The sequence below is a fragment of the Marinomonas alcarazii genome (assembly GCF_003208215.1).
In the GTDB taxonomy this organism is placed as follows: Bacteria; Pseudomonadota; Gammaproteobacteria; order Pseudomonadales; family Marinomonadaceae; genus Marinomonas; species Marinomonas alcarazii.
This window is the reverse complement of record NZ_QKLW01000003.1, coordinates 25,176-51,972: the sequence shown is the minus strand read 5'-3', so window position 1 is coordinate 51,972 and position 26,797 is coordinate 25,176. Positions and strand designations below refer to the sequence as shown.

General features: G+C 44.6%; 19 protein-coding genes. 11 read left to right on the top strand and 8 right to left on the bottom strand.

Annotation, left to right across the window (positions count from 1 at the left end):
- Nucleotides 1-7 precede the first annotated feature (7 nt).
- Genes DFP75_RS08420 through DFP75_RS08410 form a run of 3 tightly spaced genes read right to left on the bottom strand, consistent with a single transcriptional unit; the run spans nt 8 to nt 2,251 of the window.
- Complete coding sequence (locus DFP75_RS08420) at nt 8-643, bottom strand: LysE family translocator (protein ID WP_110574556.1); 636 nt, start codon at nt 641-643, stop codon at nt 8-10.
- 53 nt (nt 644-696) lie between these two features.
- On the bottom strand, nt 697-1,263 hold the full coding sequence (locus DFP75_RS08415; RefSeq protein WP_245927013.1) for a DUF1007 family protein: 567 nt from the start codon (nt 1,261-1,263) through the stop codon (nt 697-699).
- A 25-nt stretch (nt 1,264-1,288) separates the two neighbouring features.
- Nucleotides 1,289-2,251, bottom strand: a complete 963-nt coding sequence (locus DFP75_RS08410; RefSeq protein WP_110574554.1) for a homoserine kinase — start codon at nt 2,249-2,251, stop codon at nt 1,289-1,291.
- A gap of 254 nt (nt 2,252-2,505) precedes the next feature.
- Here DFP75_RS08410 and DFP75_RS08405 point away from each other — a divergent pair, with 254 nt between their 5' ends.
- The 3 genes from DFP75_RS08405 (at nt 2,506) to DFP75_RS08395 (ending at nt 7,514) form a co-directional block, all read left to right on the top strand.
- Nucleotides 2,506-3,603: a GGDEF domain-containing protein gene (locus DFP75_RS08405; protein ID WP_110574552.1), complete on the top strand. Its 1,098-nt coding sequence runs from the start codon at nt 2,506-2,508 to the stop codon at nt 3,601-3,603.
- Between the two features lie 142 nt (nt 3,604-3,745).
- Nucleotides 3,746-6,499: a DNA polymerase I gene (gene polA, locus DFP75_RS08400; RefSeq protein ID WP_110575091.1), complete on the top strand. Its 2,754-nt coding sequence runs from the start codon at nt 3,746-3,748 to the stop codon at nt 6,497-6,499.
- 28 nt (nt 6,500-6,527) lie between these two features.
- The gene (locus tag DFP75_RS08395) at nt 6,528-7,514 is read left to right on the top strand and encodes an Abi family protein (protein WP_181417011.1); all 987 of its coding nucleotides are present in this window, start codon (nt 6,528-6,530) and stop codon (nt 7,512-7,514) included.
- 945 nt (nt 7,515-8,459) lie between these two features.
- Here the strand turns inward: DFP75_RS08395 and DFP75_RS08385 are convergent.
- Both DFP75_RS08385 and DFP75_RS08380 read right to left on the bottom strand, forming a co-directional pair.
- Nucleotides 8,460-11,117: an SIR2 family protein gene (locus tag DFP75_RS08385; protein ID WP_110574548.1), complete on the bottom strand. Its 2,658-nt coding sequence runs from the start codon at nt 11,115-11,117 to the stop codon at nt 8,460-8,462.
- Between the two features lie 867 nt (nt 11,118-11,984).
- On the bottom strand, nt 11,985-12,845 hold the full coding sequence (locus DFP75_RS08380) for a DMT family transporter (protein ID WP_110574546.1): 861 nt from the start codon (nt 12,843-12,845) through the stop codon (nt 11,985-11,987).
- A 130-nt stretch (nt 12,846-12,975) separates the two neighbouring features.
- Here DFP75_RS08380 and DFP75_RS08375 point away from each other — a divergent pair, with 130 nt between their 5' ends.
- Nucleotides 12,976-14,364, top strand: coding sequence for an aminotransferase-like domain-containing protein (locus DFP75_RS08375; RefSeq protein WP_110574544.1), 1,389 nt, complete (start codon nt 12,976-12,978; stop codon nt 14,362-14,364).
- Between the two features lie 95 nt (nt 14,365-14,459).
- Here the strand turns inward: DFP75_RS08375 and DFP75_RS08370 are convergent, their stop codons facing one another.
- Nucleotides 14,460-15,512, bottom strand: coding sequence for an AI-2E family transporter (locus DFP75_RS08370; protein ID WP_110574542.1), 1,053 nt, complete (start codon nt 15,510-15,512; stop codon nt 14,460-14,462).
- Nucleotides 15,513-15,810: 298 nt separating this feature from the next.
- On the opposite strand from DFP75_RS08370, the gene DFP75_RS08365 reads away from it, so the two are divergent.
- Together DFP75_RS08365 and DFP75_RS08360 are read left to right on the top strand one after the other, a co-directional pair.
- On the top strand, nt 15,811-16,407 hold the full coding sequence (locus tag DFP75_RS08365; protein WP_110574540.1) for a hypothetical protein: 597 nt from the start codon (nt 15,811-15,813) through the stop codon (nt 16,405-16,407).
- Nucleotides 16,408-16,461: 54 nt separating this feature from the next.
- On the top strand, nt 16,462-16,611 hold the full coding sequence (locus DFP75_RS08360; protein ID WP_110574538.1) for a DUF2256 domain-containing protein: 150 nt from the start codon (nt 16,462-16,464) through the stop codon (nt 16,609-16,611).
- Nucleotides 16,612-16,659: 48 nt separating this feature from the next.
- Here DFP75_RS08360 and DFP75_RS18695 read toward each other — a convergent pair whose 3' ends face one another.
- Nucleotides 16,660-17,760, bottom strand: coding sequence for a methyl-accepting chemotaxis protein (locus DFP75_RS18695; RefSeq protein ID WP_281270055.1), 1,101 nt, complete (start codon nt 17,758-17,760; stop codon nt 16,660-16,662).
- Between the two features lie 316 nt (nt 17,761-18,076).
- Between DFP75_RS18695 and DFP75_RS08350 the strand changes: the two genes are divergently transcribed.
- Nucleotides 18,077-18,460 (top strand): SpoIIAA family protein, encoded by a 384-nt coding sequence (locus DFP75_RS08350; protein ID WP_110574536.1) that lies wholly within the window; start codon nt 18,077-18,079, stop codon nt 18,458-18,460.
- A gap of 32 nt (nt 18,461-18,492) precedes the next feature.
- Here the strand turns inward: DFP75_RS08350 and DFP75_RS08345 are convergent, their stop codons facing one another.
- Complete coding sequence (locus tag DFP75_RS08345) at nt 18,493-19,215, bottom strand: metal-dependent hydrolase (RefSeq protein WP_110574535.1); 723 nt, start codon at nt 19,213-19,215, stop codon at nt 18,493-18,495.
- A 268-nt stretch (nt 19,216-19,483) separates the two neighbouring features.
- Here DFP75_RS08345 and mtgA point away from each other — a divergent pair, with 268 nt between their 5' ends.
- From mtgA to DFP75_RS08325, 4 genes are all read left to right on the top strand, one after another.
- A complete protein-coding gene (gene mtgA, locus DFP75_RS08340) occupies nt 19,484-20,161 on the top strand; it encodes a monofunctional biosynthetic peptidoglycan transglycosylase (RefSeq protein ID WP_110574533.1) in 678 nt (225 codons plus the stop codon).
- A gap of 376 nt (nt 20,162-20,537) precedes the next feature.
- Entirely contained in the window at nt 20,538-23,513 is a 2,976-nt protein-coding gene (locus DFP75_RS08335; protein WP_110574532.1) for an NAD(P)-dependent oxidoreductase, read from the top strand.
- 107 nt (nt 23,514-23,620) lie between these two features.
- Complete coding sequence (locus DFP75_RS08330; protein ID WP_110574530.1) at nt 23,621-24,751, top strand: glycerate kinase type-2 family protein; 1,131 nt, start codon at nt 23,621-23,623, stop codon at nt 24,749-24,751.
- A 106-nt stretch (nt 24,752-24,857) separates the two neighbouring features.
- The gene (locus tag DFP75_RS08325) at nt 24,858-26,786 is read left to right on the top strand and encodes a B12-binding domain-containing radical SAM protein (protein ID WP_110574528.1); all 1,929 of its coding nucleotides are present in this window, start codon (nt 24,858-24,860) and stop codon (nt 26,784-26,786) included.
- Nucleotides 26,787-26,797 lie beyond the last annotated feature (11 nt).

Here is a 26,797-nt window from a genome sequence, read left to right as displayed (position 1 = left end):
CCCGCGATCAGCGTTGACTCAATGCGAGTTTTACACCAAAGCCCAATAGCAATACGCCAGTTAGGCCATCTAAAACCAACGCCACTTTTGGTCGCGCCAGCCAAACTCGCGCCTTATGAACCATAAGTGCAAGAAACGTTTGCCACACCATTGCGATGATAAAGTGCAGTGAGGCCATGAAAAGAGATTGCGCCAAGGCAGAATGGCTAGGGTCAATAAACTGCGGCAAAAATGCCATGTAAAAAATAATCGGTTTTGGGTTCAACACATTAGACAAAATGCCTTGGCGAAAGCTGCCCCATGCCGTTATTGCTTTTGGATTTTTAGCATCATTAAACGTCATGCCGACAGGTTTCATCGCACTGCGAATCGCTTGTACACCCAAATACACCAGATACGCAGCGCCCGCTAATTTAAACGCCGTAAATAATCCCGCAGAACCTAGCAGAATGACCGACAACCCCAGCGCCGATACGGTTGCATGAGCAAACAGCCCCATGCAAATCCCCAAGCTAGTCAAAAAGCCCAATCGCCAGCCGCCAGACGCCGCGTTACGCATCACCAAAATAGTATCCACACCCGGACTCATCGTCAGTACCGTGATAGCGGCTAAGAAAGGCAACCATTGGAAATGTTCTAACATGTGCTTAAACCTTTGTATGAGGCGTTGAAAAGAATCACGAGATGATCATTAGATTAAGGCTGACACGTTAAATCAACCCAAACCGCCACCGATGTTTCGGTCGCTTCACGTTCTACTGGCGTACACACTTCGGATAAAGCACCAGACAAACGCACTAGCCCTTCTTCTAATGGCTCCATGGCGAAATACAATTCGTCGTCACCAAAGGCCAAGCTTAATGTCGATGTTTCCAGATTCACAGGGCTAGGCAAATCGATGGCTAGGCGAATCCACAACATTTGGTCACGAATGCGAACATCCGCAACATGCACTTGTTCTGGCAGCAAATCTGCGCCATCTTGCTTCATTTTGATAAAAAAACCGTAATTTTCAAAGCTCTTAAGCACGTCGATCATGTCGAGCTTTTCTTGGCCTGTTAGCTCGCCATCACCGTCTACGTCGTATTCGGCTATCAAGCTTGTCGATGTAAAAAGATCCAGTTCCCATGTGGCTTCCAGTTTGTCGATCTTCGCTTGATCCACTTTGACACGATACTGCGAATCCACCCAAACATGAGGATGCGCCATCGCAGACCCTGCAAATAATGCCGTAACGCATAAACACAACCAAAAACGCATCATACTGTGACCCTTTATAAACAGTGCCTTATAGGAACTCGACTAAGCTCGGAGAGTATTTCACTCGAGACTCTAAAATACGTTGGAATTCGAGCGGATCATGTTGCTGCGCCAAACGCTCTGGATCATGCTTCGCGCCATGCCAAGCCTCCAAACGCGACAACCAAAAACGCAACGCGGCGATTTTTAACATATGCGGCCAAGCAAGCACTTCTTCTGGGCTCGCTTCACGCTCATGCAAATAGGCTTTTATTAACGCCTTATACTTGGCTTTATCCAACTCACCTGTCGCCATATCCGAACACCAATCGTTTACCACAATAGCTAAGTCGTACATTACCCAAGAGTGGCAGGCATTGTAGAAATCGATAATGGCAGACAGCTTGTTGCCTTCAAACAAGGTGTTGTTGTAGAACAAATCACCGTGAATCGTGGTCTTAGGAAGGTTTGGGTGTTCCGCGATAAACGCATCAAATTCAGCGATTTGTGATAACAATAACTCGGCTTGTTCAGGCTCTAGCTCACTGGCAATAGCTTGGCTGGTTTTGTGCCACCACGCCACACCACGGTGGCTATCGCGATGAACAGGGAAATCTTCGCCCGCAATGTGCAGCTTCGCCAAGGCTTCGCCCATTAGTCGGCAAGAGTTTTCATCTGTGCCTTTTAGCTCTCCACCGGGGAAGCAATCAACAATAATAGTCGGGCGACCATTTACTTCACGTAAGCGCTCACCATGGATATCAATCAAGGCCGCTGGAACATTAAAGCCTTTGTGTTTCAAGTGTGCGACTACATCTAAAAAGTAAGGAACTTCGTCTAAATCAAACTCTTCAAACAAGGTCACCACATACTTTCCTGTGGTGGTGTTCAAAAAATAGTTGGTATTTTCTACCCCGCCGGAAATGCCTTGGAACGAAACCAGTTCACCTAAATAATAATCGGCCACTAAGGCGCGCATGTCGGAGTCCGAAAGGGTAGTGTAAACAGCCAAGTTTTTACCTATTGTTGTCTAAAAGGGGTGGAATGAAAAAATTATTGCCTATGCTCTACAATTCGCTTCGAAAGGTCAATTCTAACTCACATAAATAGGCCTTTTTCTGTACACAATTTATCTCACCTCCCTCTTTTCCCTTTACATCTGAGACAACTTAAAAAACATATGTTCACGAAGAGACAACAGACGAAAAGAAGCAAACTATCTATTATAGAATTTTATAATGGTGGGAACACCTTACAATCATAGAAATGAAAAACCAAAACGTACAAAATGACATCAAGATATCCACCATCTACAGAATGCTGATCGCCTTTTGTTTGAGCAGCTTTTTATTTTTGGTGTTCTTCGCTGTGTTTCCACGTGGTCACATAATTGATGTGCTTGTCCCTGGATTTAATGTCGCCAGCATGCTGATATTACTGGCGTATTTGCATCAGAACCCGCTAAAACACGCCAACCTTGTTATTAAACTTTGTGCCTTCGTTGGATTGTTTTCCTTGGTTCCCGCCACTTACTATTTTCTTATCATGGCGTGGCTTGGGAAGTGGCGCTTCATTGATGAATTCCCTCCAATAACCGGTGTAATGATCTCAGCTGTGGCAATTGGCATGATCATGCTGCCCAAGGCCTACAAAAATACCGTCGCGCTTGTTTGGCTAATTATCAGTCTACCGATTTTGCATTACTTGGTACTTCACCCTAATGAACTCCATTCGCAGCGCGGTTATGAAATTTTGTCACTACTGGGACCCGCCAGCCTTTTGCTCTGCTCTATTTTGCCTTATCAAAGACGAATCCTGCGTCATTTAGACAGCGTCGCGTCTTTATTGAGAAGAACGGAAGAAGAAGCAGGACGAGACTTCTTAACGGATCTGTACAATCGTCGAGGTTTACAGAATTGGATGGGGCAACTCAATCAAGATGATAAAATCTGTGTCTTACTGATCGACATAGATTATTTTAAAAATATCAATGACCGTTACGGTCATGGTACTGGCGACCATGTTTTAGTAGAAGTGGCCTCTCGCCTTCGCTCTATTTACTTTGAAAAACACATCATAACGCGCTGGGGAGGCGAAGAATTTGCTATTGTATTGGTCAACCCTAAAACCAGCACCTTGCCCTACATTGGCACTATGTTTCAAAACTCCCTAGGAGCCTTGCCTTACAAAACCGTAGGAAAAGTAACCGTTAGTGTGGGTGTTTCAAACATCGCGGCTCATGAGCACTTTTTTGCATTGGTCGAACAAGCAGACAAGGCACTCTATAGCGCAAAAAACAATGGCCGAGATCAATCCGTTATTTACAACGACAGTCTATCGCAGCAACGTTCGCCAGTAAGCTAGAACCTCCACAGAAAAAGCTTTCAAAACTTATCCGCCATTTTGGCTGTAAAAACACGCTCAAACACATAGAATAGACCTCATATTTGCCGATTCACAAAGAGGTTCTATTTTGGCTACGGATTCTACAACACAAACTCCACCTATGGTTCTAGTAGACGGCTCGTCTTATCTTTACCGAGCATTCCACGCGATTCCACCCATGCACACCAGCGACGGTCACCCGACCAACGCCACGCGTGGAGTGATCAGCATGATCCGCAGCCTAATCAAAACGTACCCGAACTCTCCAATGGTGATCATTTTTGACGCCAAGGGCAAAACCTTCCGCGACGAGATCTACAGCGAATACAAAGCGCACCGTCCACCCATGCCAGACGACCTGCGCCCACAAATCGAACCGATTCACCGCATGGTGGAAGCCATGGGCTTGCCGCTGGTCATCATCGATAATGTAGAAGCCGACGACGTGATCGGCACCATCGCCAAACAAGTGGGCGAAGCGGGTCGTGAAGTGATTGTCTCTACTGGCGACAAAGACATGGCGCAGCTGGTTACTGAAAAAGTTACCCTTGTGAATACCATGAACAACACCGTCATGGACATCCAAGGCGTAAAAGACAAATTCGGCATTCCGCCAGAACTCATTATCGATTACCTAGCTCTAATGGGCGACAAGGTCGACAACATCCCCGGCGTACCGGGCGTGGGTGAGAAAACGGCCCTAGCCTTATTGCAAGGTCTTGGCAGCATCAAAGACATTTACAATCGCTTAGACGAGATCGCCGATTTGGGCTTCCGTGGTTCTAAGACCATGAAACAAAAAATGGCCGACAACAAAGAGATGGCCGAGCTGTCTTACACCCTAGCGACCATCAAATGCGACGTGGAACTGCCCTTCGACCCTCAAGAATTGAAAAACGGCGAAGCAGACAAAGAAAAACTGCGAGAATGGTTCACCAAACTAGAATTCAAAACTTGGCTAACTGACCTAGACAAAGCGCCAAGCGTCGAAAACGCCAGCGACACAGTCGGCAACATCGCCTCTGAACAAAAAGACGGACAAGTAGAAACACCCGTTAAATCAGATATTGAAGCCAACTACGAAACTGTCTTAGACAAAGCCAGCTTCGCCAAGTGGCTGGAAAAAATCCAAGCCGCTGATCTTGTTGCCTTCGACACAGAAACCACGTCCCTCAACTACATGGCAGCAGAGCTGGTTGGCCTGTCCTTCTCCATCAAAGCAGGCGAAGCCGCTTACGTTCCAGTGGCGCACGATTACGAAGGCGCACCAGAACAACTGGACCGCGCTTGGGTGCTAGAGCAACTTAAACCTTGGCTCGAAGACGACAGCCAAGCGAAAGTCGGCCAACATCTTAAATACGACGCCAACGTATTAAACAACTACGGCATCACCTTGCGCGGCATCGCTTACGACACCATGTTGGAATCTTACGTGTACAACTCCGTAAGCTCCCGCCACGACATGGACACATTGGCGAGCAAGTTCCTCGGCCACACCAATGTGAGCTTTGAAGAGATCGCCGGCAAAGGCGCCAAGCAAAAAACTTTCAACCAAATCGACTTAGAAGTGGCCGCCTTTTACGCCGCCGAAGACGCCGACATTACCTTGCGTTTACATCAAGCGATTTGGCCAAAAATCGAAACCACACCAGAATTGGTCAGCATCTTTAAAGACATCGAATGCCCACTGATTCCGGTCTTGGCGAAAATGGAACAAACCGGCGCCTTGATTGATCCTGAACTGCTTCACGCCCAAAGCGCTGAAATCGCAGGCAAGCTACAAGAGCTGGAAATCAAAGCCCACGAAGAAGCGGGCGAAAGCTTTAACCTAAGTTCGCCAAAACAACTTCAAGTTATTTTGTTCGAAAAACAAGGCTTGCCAGTTATCAAGAAAACGCCAAAAGGCCAGCCATCCACCGCTGAACCTATCTTGCAAGAACTGGCGCAAGACTATGAACTGCCTCGCTTGATAATGGAACACCGCAGCCTGTCTAAGTTGAAATCCACTTACACAGACAAACTGCCGGAGATGATCCAGAAAACCGGCCGCATTCATACCTCTTACCACCAAGCCATTACCGCGACGGGACGTTTGTCTTCAACCGATCCAAACTTGCAGAACATTCCGATTCGTTCTACTGAAGGTCGTCGTATTCGCCAAGCTTTTGTTGCGCCTAAAGGCTACAAACTGGTTGCAGCCGACTACTCGCAAGTCGAATTACGCATCATGGCTCACCTGTCGCAAGATCCAGGCTTACTAGACGCCTTCACCAAAGACGCCGACGTGCACAAAGCCACCGCCGCGGAAGTCTTCGAAGTAAGCTTAGAAGAAGTCACCACAGAACAACGCCGCCGCGCCAAAGCCATCAACTTCGGCTTGATCTACGGCATGTCTGCCTTTGGTCTCGCGAAACAGCTTGGCATTGGCCGCCCAGAAGCCGGTAAATACATCAAACGCTACTTCGAACGTTACCCAGGCGTACAGCAATACATGGAAAACACCCGCGAAGGCGCGAAAGAAAAAGGCTACGTAGAAACCATCTACGGTCGTCGTTTGTACCTGCCAGACATCAAAGCGAAAAACGCCATGATGCGCCAAGCCGCCGAACGCACCGCGATCAACGCACCGATGCAAGGCTCCGCCGCCGACATCATCAAACGCGCCATGATCAAAATGCACGACTGGCTAGCAGACACCGACCTAGACGTGAAAATGATCATGCAAGTACACGATGAATTGATCTTTGAAGTCGCTGAAAAAGACCTAGACGCCGCAAAAGAGAAAATCGTCGACATTATGCAGAATAGCAGCAAAATCGACGTGCCTTTGCTTGTGGAAGCGGGAGTTGGGAGCAACTGGGACGAGGCGCATTAAAAATAACATTTAAAAGCAAGGATGCTTTATGAAATACCAAAAACCTTGGAAATCCTTTGAAGAGCAACTGAGATTGCTCAAAGTTCGTGGAATGAACATTGGTGAACCTAATCAGGCTCGCTCATACCTAGAGCGAATTGGCTATTATCGGTTAAGCGCATATTGGTACCCATTTCGTACCTTCCAATTAGAGATGAATAAACAGAACAATAAACTCGTTCTGAAAGCGCAAGATGATTTTTATAAAAACACCCACTTTTTAGATGCCGTTAACCTATATCTATTTGATAAATCTTTGCGCCTGAGTCTCACCGATGCACTAGAAAGAATCGAAATCGCGCTTAGAGTCGATATGGCCTACTTACTTGGTACTAAAGATGCTTTTGCATACCGAGACAAAACTCTCTTCCACCCCACATTTGCCAATAAAAAGTTTCGTGGTAAACCTGCCTTCGAGGCATGGCAAGAAAAGTACTCGGGATTACTAAAGCGCTCTAAAGAAGACTTCGTAAAACACTTCCATACGCGATACCCAGGCGAAGACCTACCAATATGGATAGCGATCGAAATTTGGGATTTTGGCTCCATGTCTCAGCTTTTTTCGATGATGCAAACCAAAGATCAGGCACAAATTGCTCAGAAATATGGAGTACAAGATTTCTCTGTATTCGCCAGTTGGCTAAGGTCACTAAACTACTTAAGGAATATTGTTGCTCATCACAGCAGACTTTGGAACCGCAACATCATTGATCAGCCTAAACTACCAAACCTTGGTCAGATCGAGTGGTGCGATAACTTTATCGGAAAGCAAAACTTGATCGCTAAGCCATTTCTACTTATCGCGATTGTAAGACACCTTATTTTAGGGATTTGTCCAAATACTCATTGGCATATCAGGATAGAGCAGATGCTAGAGAGCTTTCCTGAACTAAAATCAGATAAAACCTGCTCGATTAAAGACATGGGTGCACCAGAAAACTGGCAAGAATGGTGGACACAAAAAACCCCCGCGTAAACTCCGAAGAGCCAAGAGGCAGGGGCCGTGTTAAATGCAATACTAAAACACTCACTAGCTTTACGCAATGTTATAAACACATTGAAACATGTTCTCAGAACCTTTTACGGCATTGTAAGCGCCTATGACAGCCCCCCTCTGAACAATCATTGCGACTTTTTAACAAACATAAAAAAAGAGCAAGACAAATGCTCTTTTTTAAAAGGAAAAATGATAGTTCGTGGCAGCCCTTTAGCTCTTTGGGGTCAGGGTGACTAAACAATGTTTAGTCTAACCATCAACAATGATGTCACTGGCGAATCATTGGTAGCATGAGAACATATGGACAATCCAGTAACCAGTCACATGTTAAGCCCTTCTACATGGTCAATTTTAGTACTGACACAAACCCATCGCAACCGACAACAAATAGTCTGTGATAAAGACCCTTCAGGTAGACTGTAAAACAACCAAAATGGTCTAGTCGAGAGCTTTTTTTAAGCATAAAAAAACTCCTAAGCAAATCCGCTACATCAAGTAGCCTCATTGAAAGGAGCCATGTTGAGAGTAATTATGTATCAGTCGTTCATTCTTCGCAACGCCGAAATAATTAGGCTAGATATAAGTGCCAAATTATTATCAAATAGATCATAACAACAATGCACGACTGCTAGCGGAAACGACATAGACATGAAAATGATCATACAAGTACACGATGAATTGAGCTTCGAAGTGCTGAAAAAGACCTAGAAAAAGCTCAAGCAAAAATCGTCGATATTATGCAGAATAGTAGCCAGATTGACGTGCCTTTGCTTATGGGAGCGGAAGTTGGGAACAACTGGTACGAGGCGCATTAGTACGCCCTGCAAAAAATACCCTAACTGGGCTCAGATCCCTTAAACTCCAAATCAGATTATAGCTAATATTGACATTATTTTTAAGGGATCTGACTTTTTAAAATAATATTTAGCTAACTTTCTTTACATTTTGTTTTCTTGTTAAAGCCTCTTCTAAATATTCATTTGGAATAATAGGCCACTCTAAAAAGCTATAGTAATTTAACTTAAAAGCATCAATTTCCTTTCTCAGCAAGTTAACAGCTTGGTTTTTTTCACCTAAAATACAATGAGCAGATATTATATAATTAACACCTAATTTCTTAGAAATTATATTTCTAATCTTTAAATCATCCAATTTCTCACCAATCATTTTTTTGGCTAATTCCGAGTTCAACAATAAAACAGCTTTTGTCGTTTCCGACCTAACTTCACCGCCCTCAGACTTATATAAAGATATAACATCTTTATATTTTTCAGACCTAAGATATACATAAGATTTAGCTGTGAGATAGTCATCATATTCCAACCCAATTTCAAAAGACTTATCAAGTTTATTTAAAGACTCTTTTAAATCACCCTCATGAAGAAGTATATTTGATAAGTATTGGCAATACTTATAATCTGCGATATCTTCTTTGACTTTTTCCAAGTATTCCCTAGCCATTTCTATATCATTAAGAAAATTCAACAAAGAACTGATTATTCTATTGCAGTACATATAGCTATCTTCAATTTTCATAGCTTCCTGAATACTTTCTTTATATGACTCTCTATCATCTAACTGTATAGATTTAAATGACTTAAGAATAAAATATGAGGCTGTATTTTTCTTCTCCCCAAAAGAATTAAAGTCTTTATCATTTAAAAAACTATATACGATTTCATATCTATCATGAAAAAACCCCACAACATCCTTACTTTCCATTGAAAAATATTTCAAATAACCGTCACAAATTATTTTAAAGAGTAATTCTTTTTTAGATTTAGAAGCTTTATGAAACTCACTCTTAACAACATCAAGTAAAGATTCCAAAGTATCACCACTCTCAATAGAAGAAGGTGATGATAAGGAATAATTTTCAACATTTAGCCTTAAATAGTTAATGTTTTTTGAATTCATATCTGACATTCTGTCAAGATGATCTTTTATTTTCTTATTTTTCTCATTCAACTCTTTAGAATTTAGACTGTTTTCATAAACATATTCTATATAATCTATGTAAAGAGACCAAGCAGAGTTTGAAGGACTAGGCTCTAACTTTAAACTTTTTTCAATAAGCCTTTGCACTTCCTCATTATTTAAAAAAGCTCTTTTTGAATTATTTTTTATATCCATGATAGCTTTACTGACCATTTGGTTTATATACAAATAGTTAGTATCAAACCTTTCTAGATTATCATACAAAAATTTACAAGAATCAGTTAGTGGATATATATTTTCAGATTTAAGCAAGACATACTTGAAATTATATTCATCAAAAGCAATCAATCTATTACAGTATTCTAATGCTTTATCTTTTAAAGAAAGCTCTCTGCATATATAGACAAGCCTCCTTAAAAAACTTACCGACACATCTTCATCATCCAATAGATTTAATGTACCATCAGCTTCTTTTCTAGCTTCCAAATAATTCTTTTTCTTTATTAGACTGTCCACTTTTAAAAGAGATTTGAATTGACTTTCAGAAACACCTCTTAGATAGTCTTCGTTACTATTATTAAGATCCATAATAAGGTTGCTTATATCAAAATCGTCTTTATTTTTTCTTATTTTACTAACATCAGAACTTATATATATAGATTTCTCCTTTAAATTATAATCATCCTTTATAAAATTATTTATAATTTTATCTTGTTTAGACTCAGAGAAATTCCCTAACACAGGAAGATCATTTTTTACATTATGATGAATTTCGGCCATAAGCTCATCAAAACCGTCAATTTCCACAAAGTATACTTTATCTTTCCATAATAGTTTTCTGACTTCAGGTCTTACTTCATCACCAGTTCTAATACACCAGTAAAGTCCATTCTTTAAGTAGGTTTCCGAGCTCAACAAATAATTAAGAACATCCATAATTGACCGATCATTACCAGCATATCCAACAACGATCATTCCATATTCTCTAGAGAACTCAATAAGCTTATCTTTGATATTATTTTCTAAAGACTCTGTCTCTCTCAGTGTACTCTTAATATCATCAAATAAATAATCACCATGTAACTTAATGATTTTCGGTCGTGATGACGTAATTGATAGAGAATGGATGCTTGAGTCATGCGCACACACGATTGGTCTAATATTAGAAAATTGGTAAAAAGCTTCGTTACAAAGGTCATCAAAGTTCGTTGTAAAAATTGTATCAATGTAACGATCACTCTCATCTGCTAAGGATGTCAAGTATGCATAGCCAATAGACGGAATAGCTTTATCTACTTCATTCTCAACAAAACGCCGGCGTTGGGCTGGGAGATCAAATTTTTTCTCGAATAAAGAAGAATACTCATTCCCCTCGTTATACCAGCCACCTTCAGAACGAATTAGATAGTCAACGGCCTTTGATCTACTTTCATATTTGTCTTTTGAAAGCAACTCATATATATCTTTTCTCCACTCTTCACAAAGCTCATACCCTGACTTTATCCCCGAGCTAATAGAAGCTCCTGCTCCTAAAAGAACACTATAATTTGGTGTATTTGAGTTCCTTGTTTTAATATATGAGATTAAGTCCGAAACACTTCTTTTTTTATGCGATAACTCTTTTTCAAGATCACTAATATTCATAACTCTTCCTTTAGTTTTTCATAGTAGAAGTAACTAAAACTCCCCTATAGATTAAAATATACTTTTTTAATAACTTAATACAATTAATATCAAGAATTCATAAACAAATTATTTTCAGTTGAATTGAATTCAATAATATTTCGCAATCACTTTTAATTATTTTTTTTAAAAACTGAAATCATTTACTCCTAACTACACTTTGTCTAAAATATAAGCTCTTTGGGCTGCTCAGTGCAATTAAATTCGTACAGTTGGGAATGTATACAGGGAATTAACAGGCCACCCACCTATAAAAGTGATTCAGTACTCAGTTCTAGCAAGCTAGCCAGTTTTAGACAGAACTGGAGTAATTGGGTCAGATAAAAATTAGACGATCTTTGGCTTTCGACCTCGCTGCATAGGCGTCACTCGCCTACCCGTTAGCTTCTCGATCTCCTCTTTAAAACGTTCGTTTCCCAGTGCCATATCTGAATGCGTAGCGGATCGAATCCGTTCGAGTTCTTTTTCTGGGATGTGGTATTGGTATTTGAATAGAGCTTGGTAACGCTTCGCTCGCGCTTCTTGCTGACGGCTCAGCTTGATATTAAAGCTCAGAGAACAAGTGAGACATGAATTTCCATATCCATATTGGTTAATGACCTTCCGAGGCCTAGATGAGAAAAAACCGACTCTAGGCCGGCTTATTCGTCCAACTCCAGGGGTCTGTATGTCGCCACGCGTGGAAGAAGGATAAGTTGTTTTCAGAATTTAACTAAATAAGGGCAATATATCAATATTTACATATTTTTTATTCTGGGCAACGGCCAACATAATTGGGCCAGATCCCTTAAACACCTAAGGAATCTGCGCTCATTTATTATTTGATAATCAACAAAATTTCTTCGCTCCCACCACGCACAAAACAGCCGCCAGTGTCACCCACAGCATGGTTAAACTGATGCTTTCTTGTAGTAGCCAAGCCGCCAGTAAAAACCCTATAAATGGTTGAATTAATTGCAACTGGCTCACTGCTGCAATGCCGCCTAGCGCCAGCCCTCTATACCAGAAGATAAAGCCAAACAGCATGCTAAAAAGAGAGACGTAGCCAAGCCCCAGCCATGCCGATGTCGTCACCGAAGCGAATGAGCTGGGCCATAAAACATACATCAAGGGCAACATCACGGGCAAAGACACGACTAAAGACCAGCAGATCACCTGCCATCCGCCCAATACCCGAGACAAGCGTGCGCCTTCCGCATACCCCATGCCGCAGGCAACAATCGCCGCCAGCATCAAACTATCCCCGATTAATGAAACTTCACTCACACCCAGGGCCGCATAGCCCATCACTAAGGCTGCGCCCACCAATGAAAAGAGCCAAAACGGCCAACTGGGTCGCTCACCACCTCTTAGCACGGCAAACAGCGCAGTACAGATAGGAAGCACGCCCACAAACACCACACAATGCGCTGAGGTGACATATTGCAGTGCAAACGCCGTCAGCAAAGGAAAGCCGACCACGACGCCCATTGAACTCAATAAGAGGGTGACAATTTGCGAGGCATTAGGGCGTGGTTGTTTGAGTAGCAGTAAAAATAACAAACCTAATACTCCAGCAATCGAAGCTCGAGCCACCGTCAAGAAAGTAGGATCAAAGCCTTGCAGCGCGATGCGTGTTGCCGGTAGCGAGCCTGCAAAAGTCACCACACCCACGAAGCCACTAAGCCAACCTTGTGTTGCCTGCTTCATATCATTACTCCCTAAAAACAATGGCCCTATAAAACCGAAAAAAGGGTGATAAGAAGAGATACAAACCGACACAATTTAAAAAAACTGTTATGGTTATATTGGCAATACAGTTTGAAAATAGAGGAAGAGTATGGCTCGTGCAGGCACATTAATTGAATCGGTCATGAAGGATATTGAGTCAAAAATCGCGTCGCGGGCCTATTTGCCTAATACGCGTTTACCTTCAGTCCGTGCACAGGCGAAAGCCATGCAGGTTTCGATCTCTACTGTGGTCGAAGCTTACGATCGCCTCGTAGCAGAAGGTTGTATTGTGTCTCGCCCCGGAGCAGGCTTCTATACTTCCGGCCCTATTGCACCCTTAAACCTCACTCATATTGGCCCTAAAGTAGCGAGGGAGATCGACCCGTTATGGGTCTCACGAGAATCGTTGGAATCAACAGCAGGTTCACTTATGCCAGGCTGTGGCTGGCTTCCCTCTGAATGGTTCTATCAATCAGGTATAAAGCGCGCGTTGCGAAACCTTGCCAGAACTCATTCCTTAGATTTAACCGAATACGCGCCTCCGAAAGGCTCCCAAGCGTTTCGTCATTTCTTACAACGTCGGATGTTGAGCCATAATATTGAGGTTACTGCTGAACAGATTATGCTCACTGAGTCTGGGACTCATGCCATTGATTTAATTGGTCGCTTTCTGCTGTCACCAGGCGATACCGTGCTGGTCGACGATCCCTGCTACTTTAATTTTCACGCTTTATTAAAAGCCCATAGAGTCAAGATTATTGGGATTCCCTATACACCCACAGGGCCTGACTTAGAGCGTTTCGCGCAAGCAATAAAAGACTATAACCCTAGGCTTTATCTCACCAATTCAGGTGTCCATAACCCCACTGGGGCTCATTTAGCGCCACATGTTGCCCATAAATTACTCACACTCGCTCAAGCATCCGAACTGGTTATTGTTGAAGATGATATTTTTGCCGACTTAGAAACCACTCGTTCACCCCGTTTAGCGGCCTTGGATGGTTTAGATCAAGTCATTGAAATTGGGAGTTTTTCCAAAACGGTATCGGCTTCAGTACGCTGTGGTTACATTGCCGCAAAGCAAGATTGGATAGAGCAACTGGTGGACTTAAAAATCGCCACATCATTCAGTGGCAATCGCCTCGACAGTGAAATCGTTTTACAAACACTGACAGACAGTGGCTATCGTAAGCACATGGAAAAACTTCATCACTGGCTTGCTAAACAACGACAAAGCACAACGAAGAAGCTGATCAACTTAGGTATTCAGCCTTGGATTCAACCGAAAGACGGTATGTTTTTATGGTGCCAATTACCCACAGGTAAAAACGCCACTCAACTAGCCCGTGACTGTCTGAGTAAAGGAGTCGTGCTCGCCCCTGGCAATGTTTTTAGCCAATCTCAGAATGCCCATGACTATCTTCGTTTCAATGTGGCGCAATGTACGGATGAGAAAATTTTTGAGGTATTAGCTTGGGCTTTAGACCAGCAGATATAAAAAACCATTATCTCTAGTTGTCTGAACATTTCGTGCCAAACAAGAGCAATTAGAGCCTGATGAAAATTAAACTCTCTGAAAAAAATTTACCAATATCATTGCCCTAAGGGGCGAATTTTTTCGCCCAACACGTCGCACACATACAGCATTTGCACGACAACGATCATGGATACCAGCATGGGGGTAGATAATGCTAAACCCTGTAAGCCGAACACCGCGCCCATCAACATTTGACCACTTAACATGACGGCAGGAGGAAGCGATACGGCTTGCTTCTGAACATAAGGGGTTAGAATATTACTTTCCAAAAGCTGCACGATGAAATACACCAACACCACATAGAGCGCTTGGCTTGGGCTGTCTATTAAGCCCACCAAAATAGCAGGAATAGCCGCGGCTATTGGACCAATAAAAGGAACAAAAGACAGAAGGCCTGCCAATAATGCCAGCGCCATGATCAATGGCATATCAAGCAGCCAAAGACCGAGCGCTGTTAATACACCGACGGCGGCCATAGATGTTGCACGTCCAATTAACCACCATTTTAGTGCGTGGTAAACGGAAGACATGACTTCATTCAAACGGTCCCGCTTTTCTCGCGGAAAAAGAAATAGAAAGCCTTGAATATAAGGCTTGGGATGGATAGCCAAATAAAAGCCAATAAACAGCATAACAAACAGATCAGCAAAGGCGCCAAAAATAGTGGAAAACGCCCCTGTTACTTGCCCCATTAACTTTCCTGGCGACAAAGGTGCTTGCTGCCATTGCTCTTGAGCCCAATTCAGTAGGGCTTCTCCCCATGTTTGCTGCTTTAGATAGCTCTCTAACTGATCTAAGCCTCCGCTCAACTGCTCGCTTAGTTGAACCATTTGATCGGCAACAGCAGGGCCTGCCAAATACCCCGCAAGCGTTAATAATCCAGTAATCACAGCAGCAACCAGTAATACTAAACTCCACTTGGGAAGCGGTATAAATGCTTGCAAAGGACTAGCAAGTCCCACCAAAAACACAGCAAATAACGCACCGCCGAAAAGTAATACCAGTACATACGCTAAGTGCCATAGTAATAAGAAAACACTTAACGCGATGGCGATGATGCCTATCGTGGCCAATAATCGGCGCATGTAATGACTGTATTCAGATCCCATGAATCACTTCCTTCGTTTTGTATAGACGTCTCTTCATAGAGAAGCCACTTCTCAACCCTAACACATCACGGCTGCCTGTTCGCTTTTCAGTCTCTTTTTTAAATCTGTCATTACCCAATGTCATGCCAGACTAGGTTAGTCCACATGCTCAACCTAGCCTTACTTACCTAACCCACTAGATTGACCATCCACGTAAACCGACCTATTTTGGTGCAAATCTGACGCATTTTGTTCGCCTGTTTCATGATGAAGTCGGTAGAATCAAGTTCTACCATGATGGATGAAGCAGGAGCGGCAGATGGATTTTAATATAAAGCTTATTTTTAGCAGCATTGCGATTGCATTGGCTGTGGCTGGCTTTGTGCCTTACATTGCGTTGATTTTGCGTGGCAAGGTGAAGCCTCATGTGTTTTCGTGGGTGATTTGGGGCATCACCACGACCATCGTATTCTTTGCTCAACTAGAGGCCGAGGGCGGCGTAGGAGCATGGCCCATTGGGTTATCTGGGTTTATTACGATTTTCATTGCCTTCTTAGCGTATATAAAACGCGGTGATGCCACTATTACAAAGCTGGATTGGGGCTTTTTGATCGTTGCGTTGGCCTCTTTGCCGTTGTGGTATCTCACCAATGATCCTTTGTGGACGGTGCTGATTCTAACCACGATCGATATGATAGGTTTTGGTCCCACCTTTCGAAAAGTCTATCACCGCCCTTTTGAAGACAGTCGTATTTTCTTCATTATTATGATCTTACGTAATGCGTGTTCTGTGGTTGCACTAGAAGCCTACTCTGTGACGACAGTGCTGTTTCCATTCTGCTTGGCGGTAGGTTTTTTGATTATATTGGTTATCCTGCAATTCCGTCGCAGTGTTCTTTCTCAGCAAGTGGTTTAGTGGGATTGGGCATTTTGACTGATCCCAACCTACTACTCTTTGCGTAACTAAGGCATGACTCATAAAAAAACGCATTTACCCGAAAAAAGTTGTCCCGTCTGCCAGCGTCCATTTGCCTGGCGCAAAAAATGGGAAAGGGATTGGCCGCAGGTAAAATACTGCTCTGAACGCTGCAAACGCCAAGTAAAAAAAGAGGTGGAATAATCCACCTTTATATTTAGATCTACTCACAATTCACTGAACGAAATGACTCTAAGAGGTTGTCTCCTGAAGCTGTGTTGATAGGGCTTTTGCTTCAAGCGTTCGTTCATTAAGATGCTGCAGTCGCTCATTCACTTCCACGGCCAGTTTGCCAATGTTGATTTGCTTGACGGAGTTTTCGTTAACGAGTTGGTTGATTTCATTCACTTCAGTACATATTTCAATCAAAGACACGCCTGCTTTCTTGGTAAATTCAACGGTATTTTGCACCGACTGAACACTGCCATCGATGTTATTAACTGCCTCCGCTACGCCTTTTTGGAGGCTTTCAATCATAGCCTGAATGTCTTGGGTGGACTGCTGGGTTTTGCTCGCTAGGTTGCGAACTTCGTCCGCGACGACGGCGAAACCTCGCCCTTGTTCACCCGCACGAGCCGCTTCAATGGCCGCATTAAGTGCCAACAGGTTCGTTTGGTCGGCAATACTACGAATCACATCTAAAACAGAAGATATTTGCGCCGAGTTATTTGAGAGCAGATTAATCACGTCCGAAGTCGAGGTGACTTGGTTAATAAGTTCTTGAAGAACACCCTCAGCCAATTGCAAGTTTTGTTGACCTTGATTGGCATCATCCACCAAGGCTCCTACCTTTTGAGTGATGATTTTGGTATTGGCCGCGACACCTTGAATGAGTGGTGCACTGTGCTGACGACGTTCGAGAATATCTGACAGATCTTGCTCCTGTTTATTGGCAATCTGACTCAGCTCATCAATTTGACTATGAAGCGCCGGAACGGTGTTTAATTCAGCCGTCTGCAGTTTTTCATGTTTATGCTGTGTTAATTGGTGAATGGCATGATCTATCCATAGTGGAAAATCATCCAAATTGTTAGGTAATGCCAACGGAGTATGATCAGAGGAATGCTTAGCCAATGCATCACTAACAGATTGGAGCATTTGATGTTGTTGTCCTGTACATTTTCGATAAATGAATAGGGTAAATATTGCCGCTACGGTGAGTAACCAGATCAGTATTAAGCTAATACCTGTTGGCATAATATCTGTCAAAGCGAGCTGTATTGTAAAAGCAATGGCAATGACTATTTCGGCAATCAGTAACCCAATAAAGCGCACATTCTGTCTAGCATTCATGATGAGTTCCTATTTTTATTTTTGTGATTAATGCTTTTAAAGGATTTAATCAGATCACAAAACTGATGAGCTTAATAATTGTTTATTCGCTAACCAATTTCAATTTTGAGATAGCCACTTGGGACATACAAGCCTTGTCACACTCGCTATTTAGTTTTACTGATTGGCCCTTTTTCTATTGTCTTTGCTGACACTTTTAGCAAAAAGCGCAAACAACAGGCTGCTTGCTGACAATCTATGCTGAGTTAATCAACTTTCCTACTGGCAATTTTGTTCTAAAGTAACACCATCGATAAGCGCTTTTTAGGAGCTAATTATGTCTACTTACACAAATGGTGTTTCGCTGAATGCAAAGCGTTATAACGACAAGCTGTTACTCAATGTGAAAACCTCAGGTCACCCAAGTGACATGGATTTTGAAAACATCACGCCTAAGCTAGAGGCGGCGCTGTACACTATCCATTCACCTTATGCGGGTTTGTTAGTCGATATTAGTGAGTTCAAAGGCTGGAGCATGAAAAGCGCTTGGTCGGAATTTTTACTAAGCCAGCGACTGGGCGGTGAATTCAATCGCATTGCCATCTACGGGAAAAGCCGTTGGCAGAATCGACTCATTCGTGTGATTAGCTGGTTTATCTCTGCAGACATTAAGGTGTTCAAGCGTAAGAAAGAAGCCACCGACTGGGTTATGTCTTCATAAGCCAGTCTTGATCCGATGAACCCATTTATCCCCTAACCCAAAAGCTGACGTAATTCGCTTAGCTCTTGTATAAACCAGTCTGATAACTGTATGTTCTCCGGCCACCAAGTAAAGGCGGTTAACCAAGCCTCTGCACTTGGGCTTAGCCAATAACCCACAACACAGCCAAGCACCAACACCAGCGACGCCAACGGCTCGCCCCAGTCGGTGAGCTTCATCGCAGTACCAAATGAGCGTTTGATGCGCATGCCAGACAATTCAATGCTGTATAGCTCATCCAATATGAGATGGATGGTCGCCCCAAGGAAGATAAAACCACCAATGCCCCAAGCGGTTTTTGCCTCAAGAGCGAACAGGTGATGCATTATGGGTACGGCAAGAATGGCAAACATCACATTGGCTAAAAGGCTGTGGAGCGTACCTCGGTGCACGGTGAATTGTTCAAACACCCAGCGAACCGGAAAACGCACTACTAAATAGCTAACGATCGCTAAGGCGAGCACTTGCCAATGCAGCAATTTATCTATTCCAAATGCAATCGCCAGTCCACCAGCCAAGGCACCAAAAAGCCGAAAAATCAGACGAATAGCGGCAGAGTCATCGGCATCAATATCAGGTAATAACCCACCCAGCGTTCCAGCCAAGGCATAAAAAATGGCTTCGTTCATATTAGCCACCCCAGCAATAAAGGTACTTGCTGCCAATGGTGTACTTAGTATGGCGGCCACCGTCACGTGGGTTTTAAAATCGGCCATGTAATCTTGCCCTTATCGCTATGTTATTAAGCAAGCTGTTGTTTTATATATAATTAAAAATGGTAAGCGGATATTACAGGAATCGCACAACAGGATTAAAGGCAATCTCACGTAAAGGAATAATAAACTTCCAAGACGGCCAATTGCTTATTCGTGCTTTTAATAGCGGAACCCTTGATCAGATTTACAGGAGACAGTGGCCGTTTTTGTTTATACTTACATAAATCACGAGCTAGCAAGCCTCGTTAAACCGATTAAGAGACAATGAATGGCAAAGCGTAAACAAGGTATTTTAAGCAGGGTTTGGTTTGTTGCATGGCGTTTTTTACTGTTGCTGGTTTTCGTTTTATTGCTGTTTCGCTTTGTGCCACTACCGACAACGGCGTTTATGCTGCAAAGCCCTTATCCAGTCACTCAAGATTGGATCAGCATTGATAAGCTACCGCCTTACATGCCGCTCGCCGTGGTTGCTTCGGAAGACCAACGCTTTCCCAATCACTTTGGGGTTGATTTTACCGCGATAAGTAAAGCGCTTGACCAATACGATGATGGACAAGGGCTTCGTGGTGCCAGCACGATTACCCAGCAGACCGCAAAAAACCTTTTCCTTTGGTCTGGTCGAAGTTTTATTCGTAAAGGATTGGAAGCAGGAATTGCCGTTAGCCTTGAAGCACTGTGGGGCAAAAAACGCATTCTTGAGGTGTATTTAAATATCGCCGAATTTGGGCAAGGCATTTATGGCGTCGAAGCCGCGAGCCAACATTATTTTGGTCGCTCTGCGAGCAAGCTTACGATGATCCAAGCCGCGCGTTTGGCTGTTATGCTGCCCAGTCCACGCACTCGAAACCCTAACGAGTTAACCTATTATCTTCGTCAACGAGTAGATTGGGTTGAACAGCAAATGCAGCAACTCGGACCCGACTATTTGACGACCATTCTGAAGTAGTCTGTAAAGCTCGTTCGTTATCGGTCTGCTACGAGCTTTGCGTCAATTTCTCCCTTCCCTTAGCGCCATCACGTGCGCTTTTTCACTTTTTAGTCGATTTATCACGCCCATATGTAGGAGACACGCATTATTTTGGCGTTTTCAGAACACTTTCATGTCGTTGAACAAGATTACACTGCTGCACTAGCACAACGTAATAAAGATTCTCATTAATCGTTTTGTGTTTAAAAAAATAAAACCATGCTCTGTTTGGGTACTGCCTATAGGTAAAGATTCTGACCTATAGAGAAAGGACAGGGACTCTTCTCTGCCTGGTCTTAGAACAGCCATTAAAGCCAGAGCGAACGTATAAACTATCTTGCAGGTAATGAAAACGATGACTTCAATTGAGCAACTTAAAGCCGCTCGCGCGAGTGCGCTTTCTCTGACACAAAATGGCGCTCCTAAGGCTACTAGCAACCAGTTCTTCGGCGTTGGTCCGATTACAGACATGACATTAAACGAAGTAGATGCTCGTCAACTTCGTTTTGAATTTGATGCTTGGATAGAAGAAAACTACCCAAAACTAGACGACAAAGGCAATCGCATTGGTAGCTTCACGACAGCTGAAATCGGTCGTGGTATGCACCGTGGCTACCCTGCAGACAAAGTCCTAAACGACATGATGCGTGAAATTCACCGCTACTTTGGTTTTCCTAAAGCCAACTGTATGGCGGTTGGTCTTGGTGGTGGTCACAGTGGCTTTACCGCAGCCGCACTGCATTTAATGACTGCAAACGATGCCTCTCAAATTGTGTACGTTGATACGCCTAAGCCCGAATCGGCTGAAGGCAAGGCGGGCGGTTTCTTCCGTCAATCTTGGGGAACTCAGCTAACAGAATTACAGCGTTATGCAACGAACGGTGACGAAAACCGCATTATCTTTGCGGAGGGAGAAGGCACAATTCCAAGCGCAGATTTCCTAATCGAAAAAGGCGTTAAATTATTTTTCGGGGTGGGCCATGAAACCACTGGCGCGACCACTTACACAGAACAAGAAATTACCAATCTATTGGCTTGGATTGACGCTAACCCAGAAGAACACCACGCCGTAATCGATGCAACGTCCCTACTTGGTGCTATGCCTTGGGCGAAAGAATTGGTGGATGGCGTACTAACAAAATGCAACCTATTCATGCCGTTCCAAAAAGCCATCGGCGGTATTTCTGGTTACTTCATTGTTTCTTTGACAAAACCGGCTTTGGCACTGATCAATGCCAACCAAAAAGCCCCTTCTTGGGCGATTCCTCGTCAACTTAAAATTGCCGTGCCACGTGATGCAAAAGAGCCACTAACCAGCGAGAAAACCACTGATCTTGGCCCAATCTACGATGCAGAAAAAGACCAGATGCTGGGCGGTATTATCAATACATTCAGTACCTTAGCATTTGCAGAGACCACCTTTGCCATCCTTCGTAACGAACGCATGATAGGTGATGTTTACCAGCTTAACGCTCGCTCTGCAGCAAACCGCCAGGCTGTAGACAGCTGGATAGCAAGCAGCGACTTGTTCGAGCTGGGGGTATCTAATGCAGACTCTCGTGGTGCAGCCGTAACGCTATTAAAAGTCACGGATAATGACATCACTGATGCCGACGTTCACGCTCGCATCATTGCTAAATCTAAGCAAATGCTCGGCTACGAGGGCATCACTCACACTGACGGCGCACACGAGAAAGGTTTAGACGTTGCGCGTTACGTGAACGCCTTCCCTGGCACGCCAGGCGACTACCGTGCATGGATCGGTGGTATCCGTCCGGCACAAGACATCACAGCGTTACTAGAAAATATTCAGTACTGTTACCTGCGTGCGAAAAACGCGGTTCTTGAAGAATTACTCGCTGAGCAAGGCGAATCTTTCGAAAGCGCTGTGGCGACAAAAGCCGAAGGCGATGTACGAGTAGACGACGCAAATCGTGCTTACAAAGTTCTGATCGCCGACCTTGTTGGCATGGTCTTCGATGCTGACGGCAACGCAGATTGCTCTGAAGTTGCAGCTTACATCAAGTCTCAAGGCGGTGAGTTCCATTTCGGCTCTGTTGCTGACGCTGGCGACCTAGCGAAAGGTAAAGTACATTTCTTCTATCAACCAAGCCTAAGCCGTGAAGACGAGTTACTTGCAGAAACGGGCGAAGGTCAATACGATGCGGTTATCGCGGCAGCCACATTCTTCCCAGCTGAATCTAAATTCTCACTTGGCGGTGTCCGTATTGGTGCCGGTACAGGCAACATGGGCTCTGCAAGCTGGGGCGGCGGTAACGGTGAAGGTGGTGTCGCACCACTGATGAACACGCCAAGCTTCAACTCTCGCGCTACGGCACAAGCGGCAATGAAAGCGCTGCTTAAAGTACTACCAGATCTACAAGTTTCTGCTATGCACGATCGCGTTGTGGCTGGTGACTTCGACACAGGTAAGAACCTTGCTGAGTTCCCAACGACTAAGCTTGAAGGCAAGAAACTTGCCGTTGTGGGTTATGGCAACATAGGTCGTGAAGTCGCGAAACTCGGTGCTGCATTCGGCATGAAGGTATCTGTCTACGCGCGCCCAGCTCACCAAAAATGGATCGAGTCTGAAGGCTTCACTTACGCTTCTAGCATCGTTGAAGCAGCACAAGACGCTGACGTTCTTAGCCCACACACTGGTCTAGGTGCATTCAATGCCGATACAGGCAAGTTTGCTAACTCAGACATCATCAATGCAGACGTATTCTCTGCAATGAAACAAGGTGCGGTACTGGTTAACTACGACCGCGGTGAAGTGGTTGATATCGAAGCGTTAGACGCCGCGCTAGCAAGCGGTCAAATCCGTTACGCAGCAATCGATGCGGATCTATTCAAAGATCCAGAAACTGGTGAATTATCTGGTCCAATGGTTCCATACCGTAACATCTACGAAAAACACGTTGGCAAAATGGAGCTTCTACCACATGCGGCGGCAGACACTGAGCACGTTTCTCGGGTCGAAGGTGCCAAACAAGCCGTGGATCAAATCCTAAGTGTGATCCAATACGGTAAAGTGATTAACCTAAAAGGCGATTTACCTGAAGGTTTCACTAACGGTGGCGCGAAGACAGTTAACGGCGTGGGTAAGGTAAATACGAGTTCTGTTAAGGCGCTATCTGCCGAGCAAATCAAGCAACTAGCTGACAGCGCAACGCAGATTGCGGCATACTGGGGAGCAATCAACGCAACCGAAGATACAGACAAACGCGCAGCACTTATTGCTGAATACTCGCAGATGATGGTATTGAACTCGAATATCTACACGACCTTACTTGCTCAAAATGGCCTTCAAGGACCACTTGGCAATTAAGTCATACTGTCGTTAGACATTCCATAAACCGCATCAAGGTCGTGATTCTGTCCTGTTGATGCGGTTTTTTTGTTTTACGCCTACAAGGCAAGTAAGGGAGAACTGGTTTGCACTCAGACGATAAAAACTCTGCCGTCACTATTTATAACGCCGCGATTGATGCTGTTGCTGGATACAATGCGACTTACCGTGCAGTCGCTGCTTTTGAAGACTTTCAGCCAGATCAAATCATCGCTGTCGGTAAAGCGGCCAGCGGCATGTGCGCCGGCGCGTTAGCGGCTCTTGATAACGACTGCCCAGCCTTGTTGGTGACAAAATACGATCACACAGACCAAACCATGTGGGACGCCCACAACGTCACCGTGATCGAATCCGCACACCCAGTGCCGGATCAGAACTCATTGGATGCGGGTCAAACAATGCTTTCCACTGTCTCGCAAATGCCATCCGGTAGTCGGCTATTGCTGCTCGTTTCTGGAGGTGCATCAGCGCTATCTGAAGCCTTACCCGATGACGTTTCACTCGCTGATTGGCAACAGCTTACGGATCAAATGCTGGCGGCTGGTTACAATATCGGCCAAATCAATACCCGCCGCAAAGAAACCTCTCTTCTGAAAGATGGCAAATTGTTAGCAGGGTTTAAAGGCGCAGACGTTCGAGTCTTGGCTATCTCTGACGTGGAAGGCGATGACATTAGCGTTATCGGCTCAGGTACAGGATCAACTAAGCGTTGCCCATCACCCGCCAGTGTTGCCTTAATCGGAACCAACCAAGTTGCCCGAGAAGCAGCGGCCAACAAAGCAATCGAGCTTGGTTATCGCGTTATCGAAAATACAGAAAACCTGTATGACGATGTTGAAATACTGTCTTCTTATATTGGTCAGCAACTGCTGAATGCCAAGCCGGGTGTATACATCTTTGGTGGCGAGCCAACGGTTAAACTGCCAGAAAACCCAGGCAATGGTGGCCGTAACCAAGCACTGGCGCTCGGCATTGCAGAACATATCGCTGGTCGCGATGATATCTTGGTTCTGGTTGCTGGCACGGATGGCAGCGATGGTCCAACCGATGCCGCTGGCGGTATCGTAGACGGTTCAACGGCAAAAGATATGCACGCTGTTCGCGATGCCTTGAAACGCGCAGACGCAGGAACCTACTTGCGCGAACAGGGAGCTATCTTTATTACGGGCCCCACCAATACCAATGTCATGGACGTATTAATTGCCATTATTCGCTAGCTTTCTCTAATATAAACCGCCACCAGCCCCGAATTTACGGGGCTTTTCTTTAGGTCATTTGCTAGAATCCGCCTATTCCGATTAGGTTTTACTTTAAAGGCAAGCTATGACTGTTCTTCTAATGACCCCACCCATGACGCAACTGAATACGCCCTACCCAGCGACGGCGTATCTGACAGGCTTTCTGCGCTCTCGGGGTTATGAGGCGGAACAAAGAGATCCTGCTATCGAGTTATTTCTGGAGATGATGACAGCCCCTGCGCTGGATATTATCCGCCAACACGTAGAAGATAACTTCGAGTCCTTTGAAGACGACGAACTACCCGATGCCATTTTTACCTTTCTAGCAGAGTTTGATCGTTATCGTCTTTGCGTTGAGCCCGTGATTCGCTTTTTACAAGGCAAAGATTCCAGCCTTGCTTTACGCATTACTTCACGCCGCTTCCTACCCGAAGGCCCAGCATTCGATGCCATTGCCCAAATGGAAGCCGTATCAGGGGATATTCTGAAAACGGCTTTTGGTCAGCTTGGTGTGCAAGACAAAGCGAAGTATTTAGCGACTTTGTTTATCAATGATTTGTCTGCGGTGATTACCCAAGGCGTCGACCCGTATTTTGAAGTCAGTCGCTATGGCGAACGTCTCGCCGCAGCGAACCCAAGCTTTGATGATCTCTACAACACACTGATGGGCGAGCCTAGCTTTAGTTCTGAGATTCTAGAACAATTAGTCGAGCAATATCTGGAAGAAACCCAACCCAGCGTTGTCGCTTTAACCGTGCCGTTCCCAGGCAATATGTTAGGCGCTCTGCGTATCGCGCAAACCTGTAAAGACATTAATCCCGATTTGCCTGTGGTGCTTGGCGGTGGCTTTATCAACACTGAGCTACGGGCACTAAAAGACCCTCGTGTGTTCGAGTTTGTGGACTTTATTTGTCTGGACGATGGCGAACGCCCCTTTATGACGCTGTTGGAATTCTTTGATGGTAAGCGTGAAATAGACGAGTTAGTACGTACTTACTTCCTCGCAGAAGACGAAAATGGCAAGTCATTCGTTCACTATAACGAAAACGCGGAACTGCACGATATTCCTCAAACCGATGTCGGCACGCCAATTTACGATGGTCTGCCATTAAGCGAATACTTGTCCTTATGTGAAATGCTCAACCCAATGCATCGCATTTGGAGCGATGGCCGCTGGAACAAGCTGACCATAGCCCACGGCTGTTACTGGCGAAAATGCAGCTTTTGCGATGTGACACTGGATTACATCGATCGTTACGATGCAGCAGGGGCGGATATCTTGGTGGATCGGATTGAAGAACTGATTGCCGAAACCGGACAAACAGGCTTCCATTTTGTCGATGAAGCTGCACCGCCAAAAGCGCTGTTTGCTTTAGCAAAACGCTTAATCGAACGCGGTGTCGTGATCAGTTGGTGGGGCAATATTCGTTTTGAAAAAACCTTCACGCCAGAGCGTTGCCAGCTTTTAGCGGATTCTGGCTGTATCGCCGTCAGTGGTGGTCTTGAGGTCGCATCCGATCGATTACTCAAACTGATGAAAAAAGGGGTCAGCGTCGAGCAAGTAGCGCGCGTCACTAAAGCCTTCAGCGATGCAGACATTCTGGTTCACTCTTACTTGATGTATGGCTTCCCAACCCAAACCGAGCAAGAAACCATTGATGCGCTGGAAATGGTGCGTCAGATGATGGAGCACGGCTGTTTTCAGTCGGCTTTTTGGCACCGCTTCGCGGCTACCGCCCACAGCCCAATTGGTATTAATCCAGACGAATACGGCATTACCCTCGCGGAACGTCCCGATATTTTATTCGCCGAAAACGATGTGGATTTTACCGACCCAACGGGAACCGATCATGACATGCTAGGCGACGGACTGCGTAAAGCGCTCTACAACTACATGCACGGCATCGGTTTTGATCAACCAATGTCGTTCTGGTTTGATAAACCAGTAAAGCCGACATTGGTAAAGCCGAATTTGATCTCCAACGCCTTGAACAACTTGATCGCCAGCCATTAAAGCTGGCGATC